We start from the raw sequence: 21,523 nt of genomic DNA, 5'->3' as shown, positions 1-21,523 counted from the left end.
TTGTCTGCTCAAGTCATCGCGATTGACGCAATGGGCGGGGACTTCGGTCCCCGCAGCATTGTTCAGGCCTGCATTGCCAGCCTGTCCGCTACGCCCTCGCTGCACCTGACCCTCGTCGGTCAACATTCCCTACTTGAAGAACTGATTGCCAGCCATCCGGCGGTGGATCGCGCGCGCCTGACAGTTACTGCGGCCAGCGAAACCATCAGCATGGATGAAAAGCCCGCGGCGGCCTTGCGTGGCAAGCCCGACTCTTCAATGCGGGTGGCCCTTGAGTTGTTGCGTGATGGCAAGGTGCAAGCCTGTGTCAGTGCCGGCAATACCGGGGCGTTGATGGCGTTGTCGCGGCATGTGCTCAAGACGCTGCCGGGGATTGATCGGCCAGCGATGGTGGCGGCGATTCCGACGCAGAAAGGCTATTGCCAGCTGCTGGACCTGGGTGCAAACGTCGATTGCAGTGCCGAGCACCTGCTCCAGTTCGCGGTGATGGGCTCGGTGGCCGCTGAGGCGTTGGGTGTGGTCCGGCCACGTGTGGCGTTACTCAATATCGGCACCGAGGACATCAAGGGTAATCAGCAGGTCAAGCTGGCTGCGACTTTGTTGCAGGGCGCACGGGGCTTGAACTACATCGGTTTTGTCGAAGGTGACGGCTTGTACCGAGGCGAGGCGGATGTAGTGGTGTGCGACGGTTTTGTCGGCAATATCCTGCTTAAGTCCAGCGAAGGCCTGGCGACTATGATTGCCACGCGTATCGAGGCCTTGTTCAAGCAGAACCTGGCCTCACGCATGGTCGGCGCGCTGGCGTTACCGTTGATGCGCCGCCTGCAGGCCGACCTGGCACCGGCACGGCATAATGGCGCGAGTTTTCTGGGGCTGCAGGGCATTGTGGTAAAAAGCCACGGCTCTGCAGGTGTGCAGGGCTTTCAAAGTGCGATTGCGCGGGCATTGATCGAGATCCAGGAAAACCTGCCGCAACGCTTGCACGGGCGTCTTGAGGATCTGTTGCCTTAGGCGAATCGGCCCGGGAGTGCTTAAATGTGACCGGCCAGTTCAATTGACCATCCAATCTGTCAGTTTCGTTCGCGCCCACCTTCGGTGCGAGCATTTTTGACGACCAGATCATTAGGGGCTTGTTACATGTCTACATCCCTCGCATTCGTCTTTCCAGGGCAGGGTTCGCAGTCCCTCGGTATGTTGGCCGAGCTGGGCGCGCAACATCCACTGATCCTGGAAACTTTCAAGGAAGCTTCCGATGCCCTGGGTTACGACCTGTGGGCACTAACCCAGCAAGGGCCGGAAGAGCAACTCAATCAAACCGATAAAACCCAGCCTGCGATCCTGACCGCCTCGATCGCCCTGTGGCGCTTGTGGCTGGCCGAAGGCGGCGCGCGCCCGGCCTACGTCGCCGGTCACAGCCTGGGCGAGTACAGCGCCTTGGTGGCCGCCGGCAGCCTGACCCTCTCTGAAGCGGTCAAGCTGGTCGAGCGTCGTGGTCAGCTGATGCAAGAAGCTGTTCCGGCCGGGCAGGGCGGCATGGCCGCTATCCTCGGCCTGGACGACGCTGTGGTGATCGAAGCCTGTGCCGAAGCGGCCCAGGGCGAAGTGGTCAGCGCGGTGAACTTCAACTCCCCTGGCCAGGTGGTCATCGCTGGCGCCAAGGCCGCTGTCGAGCGCGCCATTGAAGGCTGCAAGGCCCGTGGTGCCAAGCGCGCCTTGCCGTTGCCGGTGAGCGTGCCGTCCCACTGCGAGCTGATGCGCCCGGCTGCCGAGCGTTTTGCCGAGTCCATCGCCGCCATCAATTGGCAAGCGCCGCAGATCCCGCTGGTGCAGAACGTCAGTGCGGCCGTTGCCGCCGACCTCGACACCCTCAAGCGCGACCTGCTGGAGCAGCTTTACAAGCCGGTACGCTGGGTTGAGTCGGTACAGACCCTGGCTGCCAATGGTGCCACTGAGTTGGTCGAGTGCGGCCCGGGCAAAGTCCTGGCCGGCCTGAACAAGCGCTGCGCCGATGGCGTGTCGACTGCCAACCTCAATACCCCGGATGCCTTCGCTGCCGCGCGCGCGGCACTGGCCTGAAACCCTTTAGGAGAAGCCTGCATGAGTCTGCAAGGTAAAGTTGCACTGGTTACTGGCGCAAGCCGTGGCATTGGCCAGGCGATCGCCCTGGAACTGGGCCGTCAAGGCGCCGTTGTGATCGGCACCGCCACTTCCGCTTCGGGCGCTGAGCGTATTGCTGCCACCTTGAAGGAAAACGGCGTACAGGGCACCGGTCTTGAGCTGAATGTGACCAGCGACGAGTCTGTTGCTGCTGTGCTGGCTGAAATCACTGCACAGTTCGGCGCACCGGCTATTCTGGTGAACAACGCCGGTATCACCCGTGACAACCTGATGATGCGCATGAAAGACGACGAGTGGTACGACGTGGTCGATACCAACTTGAACAGTCTGTTTCGCCTGTCCAAGGGCGTTTTGCGCGGCATGACCAAGGCGCGTTGGGGCCGAATTATCAATATTGGCTCCGTAGTGGGTGCCATGGGCAACGCAGGCCAAGTAAACTATGCCGCGGCCAAGGCCGGTCTGGAAGGTTTCAGCCGTGCATTGGCCCGTGAAGTCGGTTCGCGTTCGATTACGGTCAACTCGGTGGCCCCAGGGTTCATCGACACCGATATGACCCGCGAACTGCCGGAAGCTCAGCGTGAAGCTTTGCTGACCCAGATTCCGCTGGGCCGTCTGGGCCAGGCTCAAGAGATCGCAAATGTGGTCACTTTCCTGGCATCCGACGGTGCGGCATACGTGACTGGGGCTACAATCCCGGTGAACGGCGGGATGTACATGAGTTAAATTGTGACGGATCGCTTCAAAAAAATGTCATACGAGCTGTCTAAAATCCGTTATAAAGCTGCAACTTAATTTATAGGCAGGTGGTCGGTCGGGTACGAGGGTGAAGCTTTCAGTTGAAAAGCTGAAAAGGCTTTCTATACACTTACCCACTGGCCAGCTGCCTGAATTTGTCCATTAGGAGTTAAACAAGGTATGAGCACCATCGAAGAGCGCGTCAAGAAAATCGTTGCCGAGCAACTGGGCGTTAAAGAAGAAGAAGTGACCAACTCCGCTTCCTTCGTTGAAGACCTGGGTGCCGATTCCCTTGACACCGTTGAGCTGGTGATGGCTCTGGAAGAGGAATTCGAGACCGAAATCCCGGACGAAGAAGCTGAAAAAATCACTACTGTTCAAGCTGCTATCGACTACGTTACTGCCCACCAGGCGTAATAGTTTGTAGTCGTCGCTTGCTGTCAGGGAAAAACCGCACTGCTGTAACGGCGTGCGGTTTTTTCTTTAAGCGGTGATGAAAAGTAAGCTGCGAAGCAAAGTGTCGTCATTAGAAAAAGGAGAGTGCTGTGTCGCGTAGACGCGTCGTAGTCACCGGTATGGGTATGTTGTCGCCACTGGGTACGGATGTGCCGAGCAGTTGGCAGGGCATTCTGGCTGGCCACAGTGGTATCGGTCTGATCGAACACACGGACCTTTCAGCCTATTCCACCCGTTTTGGCGGCTCGGTAAAGGGCTTCAATGTCGAGGAATATCTCTCGATCAAAGAATCCCGCAAGCTCGACCTGTTCATTCAATACGGCCTGGCAGCCGGTTTTCAGGCGGTGCGTAATGCCGGCCTGGAAGTCACCGACGCCAACCGTGAGCGCATCGGCGTGGCCATGGGTTCGGGTATTGGCGGTTTGACCAATATCGAAGAAACCAGCCGCACGCTGCACGATTCCGGCCCCCGTCGAATTTCACCGTTCTTCGTGCCGGGCTCGATCATTAATATGATTTCCGGTTTCCTGTCCATCCACTTGGGTGCCCAGGGACCTAACTACGCCATTGCCACGGCGTGCACCACCGGCACGCACTGCATCGGCATGGCGGCGCGTAACATTGCCTATGACGAAGCCGACGTGATGATCGCCGGTGGCGCCGAAATGGCTGCCTGCGGCCTCGGCATGGGTGGCTTCGGCGCGTCCCGTGCGCTGTCGACGCGCAATGACGAGCCCACTCGCGCCAGCCGTCCGTGGGACAAGGGCCGTGATGGCTTCGTACTGTCCGACGGTGCCGGTGCGCTGGTACTCGAAGAGCTGGAGCACGCCAAGGCGCGCGGTGCCACCATTTACGCCGAGTTGATTGGCTTCGGCATGAGCGGTGACGCCTACCACATGACCTCGCCGCCGTCCGACGGTGCCGGTGCTGCACGTTGCATCACCAACGCCTTGCGCGATGCGAAGGTCAACGCCAACCAGGTGCAGTACATCAATGCCCACGGCACTTCGACCCCGACTGGCGACCTGGCGGAAGCCGAAGCCATCAAGTCGGTGTTCGGTGAGCACGCCTACAAGCTGGCGGTCAGCTCCACCAAGTCCATGACCGGCCACCTGTTGGGTGCGGCGGGCGCGGTCGAGGCGATCTTCAGCGTCATGGCCATCAAGGATCAGGTCGCTCCGCCGACCATCAACCTCGATGAGCCGGACGAAGGCTGCGACCTCAACTTCGTGCCTCACGAAGCGCAACCGATGCCGATCGATGTGGTGATCTCCAACTCGTTCGGTTTCGGTGGCACCAACGGTTCCCTGGTGTTCCGCCGGTTCGCCGAGTGATGCACAGCTGGGTCGACGGTCAGCCAGCGGACAGCGTGCCTCTGAAAGATCGTGGCCTGGCGTACGGCGATGGCCTGTTCGAGACCATCGCCGTCAAGGCCGGGCAGCCGGTGCTGCTCGACCGCCACCTGCAACGCCTGGAGGCGGGTTGCAGGCGCCTGGCCCTGGTTGCGGACCACACGCTGATCCGCAGCGAAGTGCTGGCCTATGCTGCAGCCTTGGGCAATGGTGTACTCAAATTGATCCTCACCCGTGGCGACAGCCTGCGCGGCTATGGCATCAACCCTGGCGTCCCCGTGCGCCGTATCTTGCAGGGCAATCCGCCCGCTGCTTATCCCCTGGCCCATGCAACCGATGGCATTCGCCTGTTTGCGTGCGCCACTCGCTTGGCCGAGCAGCCGTTGCTGGCCGGTCTCAAGCACCTTAATCGTCTTGAACAGGTGATCGCCCGCGCCGAATGGCAGGACGCTGAACATGCCGAGGGCTTGATGCTGGATATGTCCGGCCGCGTCATCGAAGGGGTGTTCAGCAATCTGTTTATGGTGCGCAATGGCTTGTTACTAACCGCTGATCTGAATCGTTGCGGGGTTGCCGGTGTCATGCGCGCGGAGATTCTGGCGCAGGCGCAAACCCTGGGCATCCCGGTGGCCGTGGCCGACATCAGCATGGACCAGTTGCAACAGGCCGACGAAGTTTTCGTGTGCAACAGCGTTTATGGCATTTGGCCCGTACGTGGTTGCGCCGGGATGAGCTGGTCGGTTGGGCCGCTCACCCGTAAACTGCAGGGCATTGTTCGCGCGCTATTGGAAATTTGAGTTGATACGAAAACTGGTTTTACTGCTGCAGATCAGCCTGGTCTCGGCAGGCTTGCTGCTGGGCTTCTCGGCCTGGAAGCTCGACTCTGCGCTGAAGCAGCCCCTGAATCTGACCCAGGAACAATTGCTGGATGTACCCGCCGGGGCAACCCCCACGGGCACCTTCAATCGCCTTGAAACCGAAGGCGTGCTGGATGGCGCCTTCTGGTTGCGCCTGTACTGGCGCTTCAACCTCGAGGGCCAGCCGCTGCACAGCGGCGAATACCGCATGACCCCAGGCCTGACTGCCGAAGGCCTGATCGGCTTGTGGCAGCGTGGTGAAGTGGTGCAATACAGCCTGACATTGGTGGCAGGCTGGAACTTCCGCCAGGTGCGTTCAGCGTTGGCCAAACACGAAAAGATCGTGCAGACCCTGTCGGGGCTGAGCGACAACGAAGTGATGGACAAGCTCGGCCACCCTGGCGTGTTTCCCGAAGGGCGATTCTTTCCTGACACCTACCGCTTCGTGCGCGGCATGACCGATGTCGAATTCCTGAAAAAAGCCTACAACCGCCTGGATGATGTACTGGCCCAGGAATGGAGCCAACGCGCCGCCGATGCACCGTATACCGACCCTTACCAGGCGCTGATCATGGCCTCCCTGGTAGAAAAGGAAACCGGTGTGCCGCAAGAGCGCGGCCAGATCGCCGGGGTGTTCGTGCGCCGCCTGAAAATCGGCATGCTGCTGCAGACCGACCCTACGGTGATCTACGGCCTGGGCGAGCGCTACACCGGCAAGCTGACCCGCGCGCACCTCAAGGAAGCCAACCCCTATAACACCTATATGATTGCCGGCCTGCCGCCGACGCCGATCGCCATGGTCGGCCGCGAGGCGATCCATGCCGCCTTGAACCCGGTGGCCGGCAGCAGCCTGTACTTCGTCGCCCGGGGCGATGGCAGCCATATTTTCTCCGATGACCTGGATGCGCATAATGCCGCCGTGCGTGAGTTCCAGCTCAAGCGCCGCGCCGATTATCGCTCCAGCCCGGCACCGGCGGTAAAACCGCCGGAAGACGCGACACCACCGGCCGATGCCGCCCCGGTTGAAAAAACCGCCGAGCCAGCGCCGGACGCCGCTGCGCCGCAAAGCCCGCAATGACTCTGACTAAGGACTGCCTGTGACTGGCTTGTTTATTACCCTGGAAGGCCCGGAAGGCGCCGGCAAAAGCACCAACCGCGATTACCTGGCCGAGCGTTTGCGCGCTGAAGGCATCGAGGTGCTGTTGACCCGTGAGCCCGGCGGTACGCCGCTGGCCGAGCGCATTCGTGAAGTGTTGCTGGCAACGGGTGAAGAACAGATGAACCCGGACACTGAGCTGCTGTTGGTGTTTGCCGCCCGCGCCCAGCATTTGGCCGAAGTGATTCGCCCGGCCCTGGCGCGGGGTGCTGTGGTGATTTGCGACCGTTTTACCGACTCCACTTATGCTTACCAGGGCGGCGGGCGCGGCTTGTCCCTTGAGCGCATCGCCAGTCTGGAGGCTTTCGTCCAAGGCGACTTGCGCCCCGACCTGACCCTGCTGTTCGACCTGCCGATCGAAGTCGGCATGGCTCGCGCCAGTGCCCGTGGGCGCTTGGATCGGTTCGAGCTGGAAGGTTCGACATTCTTCAATGCGGTCCGTAGCGCGTTCCTGCAGCGCGCCAAGGCTGAGCCTGCGCGTTACTCCTTACTGGACGCAGCCCAGCCACTGGCGCAGGTACAGCAGGCCATCGATGCTCTGCTGCCCGAACTTCTGGAGCGCGCCCGTGGCTGAAGCCTACCCGTGGCAGGACAGCCTCTGGCAGCAATTGGCCGGGCGCGCCCAGCATGCCCATGCCTATTTGCTGCACGGCCCCATCGGTATTGGCAAGCGCGCCCTGGCCGAGCGCCTGATGGCCAGCCTGCTGTGCAAGCAACCGATCAACCTGGAAGCCTGCGGCGAGTGCAAATCCTGTCTGTTGCTCAAGGCCGGTAGCCACCCCGACAACTACCTGCTCGAACCTGAAGAGGCCGATAAGGCGATCAAGGTCGACCAGGTGCGTGACCTTGTCAGCTTTGTGGTGCAGACCGCACAAATGGGCGGGCGCAAAGTAGTACTGATCGAACCGGTGGAGGCGATGAACATCAACGCCGCCAACGCTTTGCTCAAGAGCCTGGAAGAGCCGTCGGGCGACACTGTGCTGCTGCTGGTGAGCCACCAGTCCAGCCGCCTGTTGCCAACCATCCGCAGCCGTTGCGTGCAGCAGGCCTGCCCGCTGCCGAGCGAGGCCATGAGTTTGCAATGGCTGGCGCAGGCGCTGCCGGAATGCTCTGCCGACGAGCGTGTCGAGTTGCTGACCCTGGCTGCCGGTTCACCCTTGGCGGCGGTTAAGCTGCAGGCCCAAGGCGTGCGTGAGCAACGCGCACTGGTGGTGGATGGCGTCAAGAAGCTGCTCAAGCAGGAACAGTCCGCCACGCAACTGGCCGAAGGCGCCTGGAAGGATATCCCGTTGCTGCTGCTGTTCGACTGGTTCTGTGACTGGTCGAGCCTGATCCTGCGCTACCAGTTAACCCAGGACGAAAATGGCCTCGGCCTGCCGGACATGCGCAAAGTGGTGCAGTACCTGGCGCAAAAAAGTGCGCAGGACAAGGTGCTGAACATCCAGGACTGGATTTTGGCCCAGCGCCAGAAAGTCCTCGGCAAAGCCAACCTCAACCGCGTGCTGTTGCTCGAAGCACTGCTGGTGCAGTGGGTGGGTTTGCTCGGCCGGCGTTAATTTCCGTGGCCGACGGGTGTATCGTTGGCCAGACACTTTCCATGAATTAAGTCGTACTTTCCTATGCTCGTAGATTCCCACTGCCACCTTGATCGCCTCGACCTCGCCCAACACGGCGGCTCCCTCGATGCCGCCCTGGAAGCGGCACGCCAGCGTGGGGTAGGGCACTTCCTGTGCATCGGCGTGAGCGCGGAGAATGCCGCCGACGTCAAAGCCTTGGCTGATCGATATGCCGATGTCGATTGTTCGGTCGGTATCCACCCGCTGGACCTCAAGCCGGGTGAAGCGCCGGCCCTGGATTGGCTCTTGAACGAGCTCAACCACCCACGCGTGGTGGCGATTGGCGAAACCGGCCTGGATTACCACTACGAGCCTGAAGCCGCCGAGCTGCAGCAAGCCTCCTTCCGCCTGCACCTGCAAGCGGCCCGGCAGACTGGCAAACCCGTGATCGTCCACACCCGAGGCGCTCGCGCTGACACCCTCACGCTGTTGCGCGAAGCTGCCTTGCCCCAGGCCGGCGTGCTGCATTGCTTTACCGAAGACTGGGACATGGCCAAGGCCGCGTTGGACCTGGGTTTCTATATCTCCCTGTCGGGCATCGTCACCTTCCGCAACGCCGACGCCTTGCGTGACGTGGCGCGCCAGGTGCCGGCCGACCGCCTGCTGGTGGAAACGGATTCGCCTTATCTTGCGCCGATTCCCCATCGCGGCAAGCCAAACCTGCCGGAATACGTGCGCGATGTAGCCGATTACCTGGCGATGCTGCGCGGCGAATCCGTTGAGCGCTTTGCCGAGCAGACCACCGAGAACTTCAAGCGTCTGTTTCCGCTGGCGCACGTGGCCGGTTGAGGCGACCAAATCGCAGGCAAAAAAAACCCGGGTTCTGGGGGGTGAATCCGGGCTAAGACCATTAGGAGTAAAACAAGGGCACACAGTCCGTCGGTACCCAGGTCGACGCGTCACTTGGGGGAGATGTCACGCCGACAGTTCAAGTATTGATCAGTATCCGATTCAGTCCAGTCGCGATTGGTCGTTTTTTAAACAGATTTGGAATACGCGCGCTTCGCTTGAGTTCTCATTGAACGGATGCACGGCTGCAGTTGTTGCGTATTATTTCTGACTGATACCCGGCCATTCGTTGGCGCGCTGAAACTAAAGTGCGCGGTGGGTTCACATAGGCGTTGCCCAACGACCGTTCAGTCGGGATAATCCCTCGCATCGGGTAAATCGTATCGCCACGTATCCGTGGCCCTGCGTAACCCTCCCTAATTCCGACCTCTGCAGACCTCTTCCTCATGCACAAAGAACCCCGTAAGGTCCGTGAGTTTCGCCGCCGTGAGCAGGAAATTCTCGACACCGCGCTCAAGTTGTTCCTCGAACAAGGTGAAGACAGCGTCACCGTCGAGATGATTGCGGATGCCGTGGGTATCGGCAAAGGCACGATCTACAAACACTTCAAATCCAAGGCCGAGATCTACCTGCGGCTGATGCTCGACTACGAGCGCGACTTGAACGAGCTGTTGCATTCGGCTGATGTGGACAAGGACAAGGAGGCGCTGTCACGCGCCTATTTCGAGTTCCGCATGCGTGACCCGCAGCGCTACCGGCTGTTTGACCGCCTGGAAGAAAAGGTGGTCAAGGGGCATCAGGTGCCGGAAATGGTCGAAGAGCTGCACAAGATCCGCGCCTCGAACTTCGAGCGCCTCACCCTGCTGATCAAGGGCCGCATCAGCGAAGGCAAGCTGGAAGACGTACCGCCGTATTTCCACTACTGCGCCGCCTGGGCATTGGTACATGGCGCCGTTGCGCTGTACCACTCGCCGTTCTGGAGCAATGTGCTGGAAGATCAGGAAGGTTTCTTCCAGTTCCTGATGGACATTGGCGTACGCATGGGCAACAAGCGCAAGCACAGCACTGAGCTGCCGAGCGCTGAGCCCAAGAGCGGCGACGCTCCCGCTGTTTAAGCTATTCCCGACAGTGATGGCGCAATGATTTGCTGCCGCTTGCAGTACCCCAGGAATATACTCAGGCAAGGACGCTTGCTAAAAGCTGATTTTTCAGTCAGCTTTTAGCGCGCCTGAACCATCCTCTGCCGGAGTGTTCCATGATCGTTGATCGTCAAGGCAGGCGATTTCGCAATTTGCGGATCAGCCTGACCTCAGCCTGCAATTACGCGTGTACCTACTGCGTGCCAAACGGCAAGCGGCTGGTGGCTGCCCAGGACGAACTCTCGGCCGAGGCCATGGCGCGTGGCGTTGCCTATCTGATCGAAGCTGCCGGCATCGAGCGTTTGCGCATCACCGGCGGTGAACCGCTGGTCAGCCCCAAGCTGGAAGCCTTCATGGGCGCCGTGGGCGGCATGGGCCTCAGTGATATCAGCCTGACCACTAACGGCCAACTGCTGGCGCGCAAGTTGCCGCTGCTGGTGGATGCGGGTATTCGGCGCATCAACGTGTCCCTTGATACCCTGGATGCGGACGCTTTCCGCAGTATCGCCCGTGGCGGCGACCTGGCCACCGTGCTCGATGGCATGGACCAGGCCCGCGCCGCCGGCATCAAGATCAAAGTCAATATGGTGCCGCTGCGCGGGCAGAACCTGGACCAGGTGATGCCGCTGCTCGACTACTGCCTGGAGCGCGGCTACGAGCTGCGCTTTATCGAATTGATGCGCATGGGCCACCTGGCCAAGGATTCCAATGCGTTCCTGCAGCAGTTCGTCAGCTTGCAGCAACTGCTCAGCCTGATCGGCGAACATCACGAATACCTGCAAGCCAACGCGCCGATTGATGCCACGGCGGTGCGCTATGAAGTGCCGGGCAAGGGCTTCTTTGGCGTGATCGCAAATGAAAGCGTGCCGTTCTGCCGCACCTGCTCGCGCCTGCGCTTGTCGTCTACCGGTTGGTTGCATGGCTGTTTGTCGTCGAGTAACCGCCATTACGTGGGCGACCTGCTGGACCAGCCACGTCATCAGGCGCTGCCGGCCTTGCAAGGTTTATTGATGAAGGCCCTGGGTGACAAGCAGGAAGTGGCCTTCTCTGGCGGCGCCACGGTCATGAAGATCATCGGCGGCTAACACCGCACACAATCGAATGTAGGAGCAGGCTTTTTGTGGGAGCTGGCTTGCCTGCGATTGCATCACCTCGGTGTACTTGATGTACCTGGGTGTCTGCATCGCAGGCAAGCCAGCTCCCACATTTGGTTATGCATCGTTCTTGAATGGCGCGGATTCTGCATTAAGTGCCCATTCGCCGGTTTTCCGTCACCGGCTTCTGGAGGATTAGGATGCGTAGTCTGGTTTTGTTGCTGGCGTCAGTGGCGCTGAGTGGCTGCATGACCGTCAGCGATATGGCCGAAGGCACCCGCTATCAGATGAGCGACGCCGGGCTGCTGGACCACAGTGATACCCGCCGTACCGCCTCGGTGCGCATACAGCCGGACTCCTTTGTGTTTATTGCCCAAGGCGCCTTTGTACCGCCGGGCAGTGCCTATCCGCGACCTAACGTGGTGGCCGAAGAAGCCTTCAACGGCTTCGTCGAATATTTCCCGATGGTGCGCCGCGCCCGCAAGCCGGAAGGCCTCGAACAAGCGATGGCCGAAGCCCGTGCGGCAGGCGCTCACTACCTGCTCTATTGCCGCTTTGCGGCAGCCGATGACCGTATTGGCAATGCCGATGAGTGGACCGACCAGCAAGCGTTGGACCGTGTCGGCCTGGACAGCGGCGTGATCCAGATCATGTTGATCGAGACCAGCACCCAGTATTTGATTGATACTGCACGCATTCGCAGTCGTGGCGGTTTACTGACGTTCCACGACAACAAGCCAGAAGACTTGATTGCCCGCCCGCTGGCCCAATACGCCCGTGGCCTGTTGGGGATGGGTGATCAATAAAAATCCAGAGGAGAACCCTATGACCGATTCCGCCAAGGCCAATGATCTATTGGCCCAACTGCCCAAGGGCAGGGGGCCGGCGCCGGTACACCTGTGGAACCCGGATTTCTGCGGCAACATCGACATGCGCATCGCCCGTGACGGCACTTGGTTTTACCAAGGCACGCCGATCGGGCGTAAGCCGATGGTCAAGTTGTTCTCCAACATCATTCGCCGCGATGGCGATGAGTATTTCCTGGTCACTCCCGTGGAAAAGGTCGGTATCAGCGTCGATGATGCGCCCTTTGTCGCGGTAACGCTGGAAGTCGAAGGGCAGGGCGAAAGCCAGGTGCTGCGCTTCACCACCAATGTCGACGAGGACATTGAAGCGGGCCTTGAACACCCCTTGCGGGTGGTGATCGACCCGATCACCCAAGAACCCGCGCCCTACCTGCGAGTGCGCACCAACCTTGAAGCACTGGTGCATCGCAACGTGTTTTACCAGTTGGTCGAACTGGCGGTCAGCCGTCCGATCAACGGTCAGAACTGGCTTGGTGTCTGGAGCGGCGGGGAATTTTTCCGCATTGGCCTGGAGCCCTGAGGCCGATTTTTTCATCATCCTGAAATAATTTTGCTTGCTGAGATCGGGCGCTTTCGGTTATCAATTTGTACATGATTAGACATGTCCGATTTGATAAGAAAAAACGCGTCGTCGACGAGCTTATCCGCCGTATCGAGGCTGGAGTGATGGCCGATGGTTTCCTGCTGCCGGGCGAGCATCAACTGGCCGAGGAGTTTGCGGTCAGCCGTGGCACCTTGCGCGAAGCCCTGGCTGAGCTCAAACGGCGCAACTACATCGCCACGCAAAGCGGCGTAGGCTCCATCGTCACCTTTGATGGCATGGTGCTCGACCAACGCAGTGGCTGGGCACAGGCGCTGGCCGATACCGGCGCACTGGTCACCACCGACATCCTGCGGCTGGAAGCCGTGACTCGACCGGACCTGCTCAGCCGTTTTGGCAGCGACCAATTTATCGCCCTCGACCGCCGTCGGCGCACCACCGATGGCACCGCCGTTTCTCTGGAGCGTTCGTTGATGCCTGCTACCGGTGGCCTGGAAAGCCTGCCCCGTGTCGGCCTGATCGACAACTCCCTCACCATCACGCTGGCCGCTTACGGCTACGTGGGCGCCGAAGGGGACCAGTGGATCGGTGCCGAGCCCTTGAGCGATGAAGACGCCAAGTTGCTCGGTCGCCCAGCCGGTACGGTGTTTCTCAAAGCCTCGCGCACTACCTACGACCGGCGCGAGCGTCTCATGGAGCATGTCGAAAGCTTGCTCGACCCTTTGCACTTTCGCCTGCACCTGCAGTTTGGAGCTTCGAAATGACCGCGCAAAATCGCGCCCTCGGTGCTTTCTACGGCCTGGCCCTGGGCGATGCATTGGGCATGCCCACCCAGTCGTTGAGCCGCGAGCAGGTGCAGCAGCGCTTCGGGGCGATCACCGCTCTGCAAGATGCTGGAGCCGACCAACCCATCGCGCCGAATATGCTTGCCGGCTCGATCACCGATGACACCGAGCAGGCGATTCTGGTCGGTGAATTGCTGGTGCAAGGGCAGGGCAAGATCGAGCCCACGGTACTCGCCCAACGCCTGATCGAGTGGGAGGCGGCGATGCGTGCCAAAGGTTCCCAGGACTTGCTCGGGCCGTCGACCAAACGCGCCATCGACATGATCCTGGCCGGGCACACCCCGGAAGAATCCGGGCGCTACGGCACCACCAATGGCGCCGCGATGCGCATCACGCCGGTCGGCATTGCCGCCGACGTCAGCGACCCGGCGCAGTTTATCCAGGCGGTGATCCAGGCCTGCCAGGTCACCCATAACACCAACCTGGGCATTTCCAGCGCGGCGGCGGTGGCGGCAGTGGTTTCGGCAGGTATCAACGGTGTGGATTTGGGTGAAGCCCTGAACATTGGCACCCAGCTCGCGCAGCAGGCCGAAGGCCATGGCCACTGGATCGCCGGTGGGCGGATTTCCACGCGCATCAGTTGGGCGCGCACCTTGAGCGTCGGCAGCGGCGATAAAGCCCTGTTTGCCGATCTGCTTTATGAACTGATTGGCACCTCGGTCGCTTCTCAGGAATCGGTGGTGGTGTCGTTTGCCCTCGCCCAGCAAGTGGCGGTGGGCGACATGAATGCCGTCGAGGCGCTGTGCCTGGCGGCCAGCCTTGGCGGCGACACCGACACCATCGCCGCCATGCTGGGTGCGATGTTGGGCGCGTGTCTTGGGATGCAGTGCTGGCCTGAGGCGATGATTGAGCAGGTCAAGCAGGTCAATGGTTTGGATTTGCAGCCACTGGTGCAGGGGCTGCTGCAATTGCGCTGATCACCACCGATCAAAAAATGTGGGAGCTGGCTTGCCTGCGATAACGGTGTGCCAGCCACTGATGCACTCACTGAAAGACCACTATCGCAGGCAAGCCAGCCCCCACCTTAAATCGTGTTTGAGTCAGGACGACCGCTTAAAGCTTTGACTATCTGCCACAACCACAACAATACAGGCACCAGGAGCACCCCTCATGAGCAGCACTTCTTCCGGCCAAAGTGCCGGGCAATTGGAAACACGCGGCATCGAACCGGTCCCCGAAGGCGAGTGCAATGGCCATCCGCTGCAACTGTTCTGGGTGTGGTTCGCGGCTAACATCAGCATCCTCGGCTTGCCGCTCGGCGCGACCCTGGTGGCGTTTCGTGGCCTGGCGATCTGGCAGGCGATCATTGTGGCGATCCTCGGCGCCGCCGGCTCTTTCGCAGTGGTCGGCATCATCTCGATTGCCGGCCGTCGCGGCCGCGCGCCGAGCCTGACGCTGTCGCGCGCCATCTTCGGTGTGCGCGGCAATATCGGTCCCACGCTGGTCTCGCTGATGTCGCGCCTGGGTTGGGAAACCGTCAACACCACCACGGCCGCCTTTGTGCTGCTGTCGTTGTGTTCGATCCTGTTCGGCTCGCCGGTCGAAGCCAAAAGCGCGCCGGTGCTCACGCTGATCTTTATCGCGATTTTCGTGCTGCTGACCTTGTCCGTGTCCGGCCTCGGCCACGCCACCTTGCTGGTGATCCAGAAGTGGGCCACCTACGTGTTCGGCGCGTTGAATATCCTGGTGGGCGGCTTCCTCTGCGCCACTATCGACTGGAGCGCGGTGTTCAACGCCACCCCGGCGCCGCTGAGCGCCATGATCATTGGCGTCGGCACCATGGCCGCCGGTACCGGTATCGGCTGGGCCAACGCCGGTGCCGACATGTCGCGCTACCAGCACCGCAGCGTCAAGGCCGTGCGTCTGGTGGCGTCTGCCGCATTTGGTGCGGGCATTCCGCTGGTGCTGTTGATCACCCTCGGCGGCCTGCTGTCGGTGGGCAACAACGACCTGGCGTCGGCCACCGACCCGATCATCGCGATCCGCGACATGCTGCCGACCTGGATGGCCGTGCCGTACTTGATCACCGCGTTCGGCGGGCTGTTGCTCTCCAATAACCTCTCGGTGTACTCGGCCGGTCTCACCACCTTGACCTTGGGTCTTAAGGTCAAGCGCGTGCACGCGGTGATCGTCGATATCGTGGCGATCTTCGCCGGCTCCATTTACTTCATGCTGATCGCCGACAGTTTCTATGGCCCGTTCATCACCTTCATCTCGCTGCTGGCCGTGCCCATCACCGCCTGGGTCGGGATCTTTGTGGTCGACCTGATTCACCGTCACTACTACCGCCCCAAAGACCTGCTGGACGTAAGCCCAAGCAGCGCCTACTGGTATCGCGGCGGCGTGGAATGGCGTGCATTCGGCGCCTGGGCTGTGGCGATTGTGCTGGGTTTCAGCTTCACCACCATCGGCACCACCGCCGAAAATATCTGGTTCGCCGGGCCCTTGTCCGACTCTTGGCTGGGCCACAACGGCCTGGGCTGGATCGTCACCTTCCTGGTGGCCGGTGGGATTTATGCAGTACTGGGCGGCGCAGCTGACCGTCGCCCGGCTTTGGTAGAGCGCGCTAATGTCTAGATTGCTGCACACCGGCCAGGTCATCGTCGACCTGGTCATGGCCCTCGACACACTGCCTGCAACCGGCGGCGATGTGCTGGCGCAATCGGCCAGTTTCGAAGCCGGCGGCGGCTTCAACGTGATGGCTGCCGCCCGGCGCAATGGTTTGCCGGTGGTTTACCTCGGCCGCCATGGCCACGGGCGCTTCGGTGACCTGGCGCGCGCCGCGATGCAGGCCGAGGGCGTGGAAATGGCCCAGCCGGCCAGCGAGGGCAAGGACACCGGTTTGTGTGTGTCGCTGACCGAGGCCAGTACCGAACGCACCTTTATTTCGCATATCGGCGCTGAAGGGGATTTGAGCGCAGAGGACCTGGCGGGCGTGGTGCCGCGCGCGGACGACTATGTGTACGTCAGCGGCTACAGCCTGTTGCTCGAAGGCAAGGCCCAGGCATTGCTCGATTGGCTGCTGGCGCTGCCGCGGGAGATCACCGTGGTGTTCGACCCGGGGCCGTTGGTCAAGGCGCCGGACTCGGCCTTGATGGTTGCCTTGCTGCCGCGCATCGATATCTGGACCAGCAATGGCCCGGAAGCCCTGGCGTTTAGCGGCGCCAGTACGCTGGCCGAAGCGCTGCGCGAACTCAACCGTCACTTGCCCGCCGAAGCGCTGCTGGTGGTGCGCGACGGGCCGAATGGCTGCTGGGTGAGTCGCCACGGCAAGGCCGAGCATGTGCCGGGTTTCAAGGTGCAGGCGGTGGACAGCAACGGCGCGGGCGATGCCCATGCTGGTGTGTTTCTGGCCGGGTTGGCCGAGGGTTTAACCCCTTCAGTGGCGGCGCGTCGAGCCAATGCGGCGGCGGCGTTGGCGGTTACACGCTGGGGACCGGCGACGTCGCCTGGCAGTGCCGAAGTCGACGCATTGCTGACTGACTAAACACAAATAAAAATGTGGGAGCTGGCTTGCCTGCGATGGCGGTGCGCCAGCTAGCACATCTTCTGCTGACACACCGCCATCGCGGGCAAGCCCGCTCCCACATTTGATCTTCGTCTAGTTCACACGGTGCCTTCGCCTTCCAGCTTGCGCGCCTCATCAACGCCCGAGGCGGTCAGCTTGATCGGCAGGTTCAACGAATATTCACCGGCGTCGTCGGTGGTCACATGCCCATCCTTGATAAACCCGCGGTCTTGCAGAAATGCCAGCACACTGGCCACCACCTTTTCGCCGCGGTAGTTATCCAGCACCTCCTTGCCCAGACCGTTGGGGTGGGCGTGCAGCAGGCGGGTGAGGACTTCTTTTTCAAGGTTTCTATCGACGTTCATGCGTACCTCTTCACTGGGAAATGATCGGGTGTCGGTGTTGCTATCGATGCATCAAGGCGCAGGTTGTTTTGGCGCGCCCGGGATGTTGCTGTCATCGCCCTTGTTGATGGTGGGCTCTTTATTGACACCAGGGCCCATTTTGCCGTTACCGACTGCAGCCGGTGCCTGACGTTGGGTATCGGCGCCTTTGGTGCGAGGGTCTGCGCCGTTATCGATAATCGCGCCACCGTTGGTTTCCATCCCTGTGCCCATCGAATCCTGAGACTCCTTGGTAGCAGGGTTGGTGGTGCCGGTGGATGAGGTGGCGGCAACGGCACTCAATGAGGCGGCGGACAGCAGGCCGGTGAGGGCGAGGGCAGCAAATTTGGAATTCTTCATGAGGGGTGTCTCCATATGATTAATGTCCTTACCCCTTATTGGTCCGCCCCAGTTTGCGGTTCGTGCCTTGATGGCGACGAACGGTGCTAATTCACCTGTAAGATTTTGTTAGCCGAACGCTGGCGCCAGATCAGTCGCGCCACCGTGATCAACCAGTTGAACAAGGCCACGGCCAACACACTCGCCAGCAGCGTCGGCAGCCCAGAGTCGACAATGATTTTGCCCGCCAGCAGCGGAAAGCCGAACACCCCGACAAAGTACGCCAGGCTGAACAGCAGCAAGGCTTGTGACGTCGTACCAAGCGGTGCTTCATTGGCCACCAGCCCATTGATCACCGAGTACGTCAGGCCGTAACCCACGCCCAGCGTGCCGGCTGCCAACAGGTAACTGAGGTTGCCACTCACGCCAAACGCAAACAGCGCGATCGAGCCGAGCATGATCCCGGACAGCACGCAGGCGGCCCAGTACGCATCGCGCTTGACCACGTGGCCGGCGATCAACAGCCGGCTGGTAATGGCGGCGCTCAGGAAGCCGCCAAAGAACAGCGAATAGTCCAACCCCTGCGCAGCCGCGTAGCTGGTTTGAAACGATGAAAGCCCACCAAACACACAGCCGCCCAGGCCGACCATCAGGATCGCAAACGCGGCTTTGGATGACAGCACGCGGCGGCTGGACGCCCAGGAAATCTTCGAGGTGGGCGCATTCGCGTGATGGTTGAGTTGTGCGCCCATTCGCCAGAACATCAGGACGCCGACCAGACTGGCCACACCGGCGATATAGAAGGCCGCTGTCAGCGGCAGGCCCAGCGCGTCGGCGGCACGGCCGAGCAAAGGGCCGGAGCCGATCCCGCTCAACATACTGCCCGACAGCAGCGCAAAATATTTGGCCCGCTGCGCCGATTGCACCAGCAGCGTCACGATGATCGGCCCCAAGGTGTAGAACACGCCCCAGCCCAACCCAAGCGACAGACCGAACAGCATCAAGCCCTGGCCAAACCCGGGAGTCAGGGCAAACCCCAGGCACGCCACCACCAGCAATACGCCCATGCCCGCAATCGCGCGCGCCGCACCGACCGCATCGGCCAAGTGCCCGCAGAACAGCACTGCCACGAACGTACTGAGCATCGCCATGGAGATCACGCTGCCGGCGTCGTGTTCATTGCCGCCGCGCGAGTGGATCAGCAGCGACAGCAAAAACGTCGAGCCATAGGACAGTGACAGCAAGAAGCTGGCGAGGCAGAAAAAGGCGAACAGTTTGGTATTCACGGCGGGTGTGGAAGGCATCGGGCGACCTTGCAGTTATCAGCATGCAGTTATCAGCATGCAGTTATTAGCGTTATGCCCGACTGTTTACCATGCCTGTGCATGGCGAATGTTGCGTGGTTGGTGGTACTTGCTTTACGCGTGGCCGGAGTAAACAAATTGCACTGCAATCAGTCATCAAAGCGTCTTAGTATGTGGCCTTTGACATTGCCCAAGGCCCGCCCATGACCATCGAGATTCGCCCTGCCGTGCCCAGCGATGCTGCGCAGATCCTGACTTTCATCACTGAACTTGCCGAGTACGAAAAGGCCCGGCACGAAGTGATCGCCAGTGTGGTGGATATTGAGCGCAGCCTGTTCAGCGAGGGCGCCACCGCCCATGGCCTGATCTGTTCGCGGGATGGCCTGCCGATTGGCTTTGCGGTGTTCTTTTTCAGTTACTCCACCTGGCTGGGCAGCAACTGCCTGTACCTCGAAGACCTCTACATCAACCCCGAGCAACGTGGCGGCGGGGCGGGCAAGAAGCTCTTGCGGCACCTGGCCAAGATCGCCTGCGACAACGGTTGCGGGCGTTTCGAGTGGAGCGTGCTGGACTGGAACGAGCCGGCGATTGCCTTCTACAAGTCCATCGGCGCCCAGCCGCAGGAGGAGTGGGTGCGCTATCGCATGGAGGGTAATGCACTGCGCTACTTTGCCCAGGGCTGAAACCCTTTTTCAAAAACACTGAAGGCCCACTGTGGGGGCGGGCTTGTGTGGGAGCTGGCTTGCCTGCGAAAGCATCACTTCGGTGTAACTGAAATACCGAGGTGTCCGTATCGCAGGCAAGCCAGCTCCCACAGAGGTCGACTCCCGCATTTTTTTGTGTCGCGTCTCACTATATGGGATGCAAATTTATATATTGAGATATTTCAAAAGATGGGTTTATAGTCGGCGGCATCAGCACTCACTACCAAAAATAAAACAGGTGAAGCGATGCAGCCCCAACCGTTGTCATTACCCGCCGTGCCCGAACCCACCTATGGCGAGCGGCTGAAAAACAAAGTGGTGATCATCACCGGTGCCGCTCAAGGGATAGGCGAGGCGATCGTCGCCTGCTTCCAGGCCCAGCAGGCACGGCTGGTGATTGCGGATATCCAGGCCGAAAAGGTTGAGCAAGTCGCCGCCCACTGGCGCGAACGCGGCGCTGAGATTGTCGCGCAGGCCGTCGATATAACCTCCAAAGAGCAATGGCAGGCGCTAGTCAATGTGGCCATCGAGCGCTTTGGCCGTGTGGATGTGTTGATCAACTGCGCGGGCGTCAACGTGTTCCGTGACCCGCTGGAGATGACCGACGACGATTGGCGCCGCTGCTTCGCCATCGACCTCGACGGTGCCTGGTTCGGCTGCCGCACCGTGTTGCCGCACATGATCGAGCAGGGCATCGGCAACATCATCAACATCGCTTCCACCCATTCCAGCCACATCATTCCCGGCTGTTTTCCCTATCCGGTAGCCAAGCATGGCCTGCTCGGTCTCACCCGCGCCCTCGGCATCGAATACGCACCCAAAGGCATCCGCGTGAATGCCATCGCACCGGGCTACATCGAAACCCAGCTCAACGTCGATTACTGGAACGGCTTCCCTGACCCGCATGCCGAGCGCCAGCGCGCCTTCGATTTGCACCCGCCCAAGCGCATCGGCCAACCGGTCGAGGTGGCGATGACGGCGCTGTTTCTGGCCACCGACGAGGCGCCCTTTATCAACGCAACCTGCCTGATGATCGATGGCGGGCGTTCCGTGATGTACCACGACTAACAACAATCAAGAGAGGTGGTTCATGTTCAAGAAGACGTTAGGCGCCGTGGCGCTGGCGATGGCCTTCAGCGGTTTTGCCGCGGCCGAAGAAGTGAAGATCGGCTTCCTGGTCAAGCAGGCCGAAGAGCCTTGGTTCCAGACCGAATGGGCCTTTGCCGAAAAGGCCGGTAAGGACCAGGGCTTCACCGTGATCAAGATCGCCGTGCCCGACGGCGAGAAAACCTTGTCCGCCATCGACACCCTCGCCGCCAACGGCGCCAAGGGGTTTGTGATCTGCCCGCCAGACGTGTCCCTCGGCCCTGCGATCATGGCCAAGGCCAAGCTCAACGGCTTGAAAGTGCTGGCGGTGGATGACCGCTTCGTCGATGCCAAGGGCAAGCCCATGGAAGACGTGCCTTATGTGGGCCTGGATGCCTACAAGATCGGCCAGAAGCAAGGCGAGGCCATGGCCGCCGAAGCCAAGCATCGTAACTGGGACTGGAAGGACACCTACGCCGTCATCAACACCTTTGACGAGCTGGAAACCGGCAAAAAACGCACCGACGGTTCGGTCGAAGGCCTCAAGGCCGCCGGCTTGCCCGCTGACCACATCCTGTTCAGCGCGCAGAAAACCCTCGACGTGCCAGGCAGCATGGATTCCACCAACTCGGCGC

24 protein-coding genes are annotated in these 21,523 nt (G+C 60.8%); 21 read left to right on the top strand and 3 right to left on the bottom strand.

The window, feature by feature from the left end; genetic code table 11:
• From plsX to FEM54_RS01020, 18 genes are all read left to right on the top strand, one after another.
• On the top strand, positions 1–1,011 hold the full coding sequence (plsX, locus tag FEM54_RS01110; protein ID WP_017138367.1) for a phosphate acyltransferase PlsX: 1,011 nt from the start codon (positions 1–3) through the stop codon (positions 1,009–1,011).
• Positions 1,012–1,137: 126 nt separating this feature from the next.
• Positions 1,138–2,076, top strand: a complete 939-nt coding sequence (gene fabD, locus FEM54_RS01105) for an ACP S-malonyltransferase (RefSeq protein ID WP_099548165.1) — start codon at positions 1,138–1,140, stop codon at positions 2,074–2,076.
• A gap of 21 nt (positions 2,077–2,097) precedes the next feature.
• A complete protein-coding gene (gene fabG, locus FEM54_RS01100) occupies positions 2,098–2,841 on the top strand; it encodes a 3-oxoacyl-ACP reductase FabG (protein WP_015885432.1) in 744 nt (247 codons plus the stop codon).
• A 192-nt stretch (positions 2,842–3,033) separates the two neighbouring features.
• On the top strand, positions 3,034–3,270 hold the full coding sequence (gene acpP, locus FEM54_RS01095; protein ID WP_016973676.1) for an acyl carrier protein: 237 nt from the start codon (positions 3,034–3,036) through the stop codon (positions 3,268–3,270).
• A 128-nt stretch (positions 3,271–3,398) separates the two neighbouring features.
• A complete protein-coding gene (gene fabF, locus FEM54_RS01090; protein ID WP_017138365.1) occupies positions 3,399–4,643 on the top strand; it encodes a beta-ketoacyl-ACP synthase II in 1,245 nt (414 codons plus the stop codon).
• Complete coding sequence (gene pabC, locus FEM54_RS01085; RefSeq protein WP_138449121.1) at positions 4,643–5,458, top strand: aminodeoxychorismate lyase; 816 nt, start codon at positions 4,643–4,645, stop codon at positions 5,456–5,458. The genes fabF and pabC overlap by 1 nt, the downstream gene beginning before the upstream one ends.
• A 1-nt stretch (position 5,459) precedes the next feature.
• Entirely contained in the window at positions 5,460–6,596 is a 1,137-nt protein-coding gene (gene mltG / locus FEM54_RS01080) for an endolytic transglycosylase MltG (protein ID WP_138449120.1), read from the top strand.
• Between the two features lie 19 nt (positions 6,597–6,615).
• Positions 6,616–7,248 (top strand): dTMP kinase, encoded by a 633-nt coding sequence (gene tmk, locus FEM54_RS01075; protein WP_017138363.1) that lies wholly within the window; start codon positions 6,616–6,618, stop codon positions 7,246–7,248.
• Entirely contained in the window at positions 7,241–8,230 is a 990-nt protein-coding gene (locus FEM54_RS01070; protein ID WP_099548162.1) for a DNA polymerase III subunit delta', read from the top strand. The genes tmk and FEM54_RS01070 overlap by 8 nt, the downstream gene beginning before the upstream one ends.
• A gap of 63 nt (positions 8,231–8,293) precedes the next feature.
• The gene (locus tag FEM54_RS01065) at positions 8,294–9,079 is read left to right on the top strand and encodes a TatD family hydrolase (protein ID WP_138449119.1); all 786 of its coding nucleotides are present in this window, start codon (positions 8,294–8,296) and stop codon (positions 9,077–9,079) included.
• 446 nt (positions 9,080–9,525) lie between these two features.
• The gene (locus FEM54_RS01060; RefSeq protein WP_017138360.1) at positions 9,526–10,194 is read left to right on the top strand and encodes a TetR/AcrR family transcriptional regulator; all 669 of its coding nucleotides are present in this window, start codon (positions 9,526–9,528) and stop codon (positions 10,192–10,194) included.
• Positions 10,195–10,334: 140 nt separating this feature from the next.
• Positions 10,335–11,303, top strand: coding sequence for a GTP 3',8-cyclase MoaA (locus FEM54_RS01055; protein WP_017138359.1), 969 nt, complete (start codon positions 10,335–10,337; stop codon positions 11,301–11,303).
• 209 nt (positions 11,304–11,512) lie between these two features.
• Positions 11,513–12,118 (top strand): DUF4823 domain-containing protein, encoded by a 606-nt coding sequence (locus tag FEM54_RS01045; RefSeq protein ID WP_017138358.1) that lies wholly within the window; start codon positions 11,513–11,515, stop codon positions 12,116–12,118.
• Positions 12,119–12,137: 19 nt separating this feature from the next.
• Complete coding sequence (locus FEM54_RS01040; RefSeq protein WP_138449117.1) at positions 12,138–12,698, top strand: DUF1285 domain-containing protein; 561 nt, start codon at positions 12,138–12,140, stop codon at positions 12,696–12,698.
• A 71-nt stretch (positions 12,699–12,769) separates the two neighbouring features.
• Entirely contained in the window at positions 12,770–13,483 is a 714-nt protein-coding gene (locus FEM54_RS01035; protein ID WP_138449116.1) for a GntR family transcriptional regulator, read from the top strand.
• Positions 13,480–14,481, top strand: coding sequence for an ADP-ribosylglycohydrolase family protein (locus FEM54_RS01030; protein WP_138449114.1), 1,002 nt, complete (start codon positions 13,480–13,482; stop codon positions 14,479–14,481). The genes FEM54_RS01035 and FEM54_RS01030 overlap by 4 nt, the downstream gene beginning before the upstream one ends.
• Positions 14,482–14,674: 193 nt before the next feature.
• Positions 14,675–16,141, top strand: a complete 1,467-nt coding sequence (locus tag FEM54_RS01025) for a purine-cytosine permease family protein (protein ID WP_138449113.1) — start codon at positions 14,675–14,677, stop codon at positions 16,139–16,141.
• Entirely contained in the window at positions 16,134–17,051 is a 918-nt protein-coding gene (locus FEM54_RS01020; RefSeq protein ID WP_138449111.1) for a PfkB family carbohydrate kinase, read from the top strand. Before FEM54_RS01025 ends, FEM54_RS01020 begins: the two co-directional genes overlap by 8 nt.
• A 119-nt stretch (positions 17,052–17,170) precedes the next feature.
• On the opposite strand, the gene FEM54_RS01015 is transcribed toward FEM54_RS01020, so the two are convergent.
• The 3 genes from FEM54_RS01015 to FEM54_RS01005 all read right to left on the bottom strand — a co-directional run bounded on the left by FEM54_RS01015 (position 17,171) and on the right by FEM54_RS01005 (position 19,098).
• Complete coding sequence (locus FEM54_RS01015) at positions 17,171–17,437, bottom strand: hypothetical protein (protein WP_138449110.1); 267 nt, start codon at positions 17,435–17,437, stop codon at positions 17,171–17,173.
• A 51-nt stretch (positions 17,438–17,488) separates the two neighbouring features.
• Positions 17,489–17,815: a hypothetical protein gene (locus tag FEM54_RS01010; RefSeq protein ID WP_138449109.1), complete on the bottom strand. Its 327-nt coding sequence runs from the start codon at positions 17,813–17,815 to the stop codon at positions 17,489–17,491.
• Positions 17,816–17,901: 86 nt separating this feature from the next.
• A complete protein-coding gene (locus tag FEM54_RS01005; protein WP_138449107.1) occupies positions 17,902–19,098 on the bottom strand; it encodes an MFS transporter in 1,197 nt (398 codons plus the stop codon).
• Positions 19,099–19,301: 203 nt separating this feature from the next.
• On the opposite strand from FEM54_RS01005, the gene FEM54_RS01000 reads away from it, so the two are divergent.
• The 3 genes from FEM54_RS01000 to FEM54_RS00990 form a co-directional block, all read left to right on the top strand.
• Positions 19,302–19,781 carry a GNAT family N-acetyltransferase gene (locus tag FEM54_RS01000; protein WP_138449130.1) on the top strand — a complete coding sequence of 160 codons (480 nt, stop codon included), beginning with the start codon at positions 19,302–19,304 and terminating at the stop codon, positions 19,779–19,781.
• A gap of 267 nt (positions 19,782–20,048) precedes the next feature.
• Positions 20,049–20,870 (top strand): SDR family oxidoreductase, encoded by an 822-nt coding sequence (locus tag FEM54_RS00995; protein WP_017138347.1) that lies wholly within the window; start codon positions 20,049–20,051, stop codon positions 20,868–20,870.
• A gap of 22 nt (positions 20,871–20,892) precedes the next feature.
• Positions 20,893–21,523 (top strand): substrate-binding domain-containing protein (locus FEM54_RS00990; RefSeq protein ID WP_138449105.1); only part of this gene is annotated, 631 nt, incomplete at its 3' end.

This window comes from Pseudomonas edaphica (genome assembly GCF_005863185.1).
Lineage (GTDB): Bacteria > Pseudomonadota > Gammaproteobacteria > Pseudomonadales > Pseudomonadaceae > Aquipseudomonas > Aquipseudomonas edaphica.
Note: the sequence above shows the minus strand (reverse complement) of the source record. Positions and strands in the feature narration are given on the sequence as shown.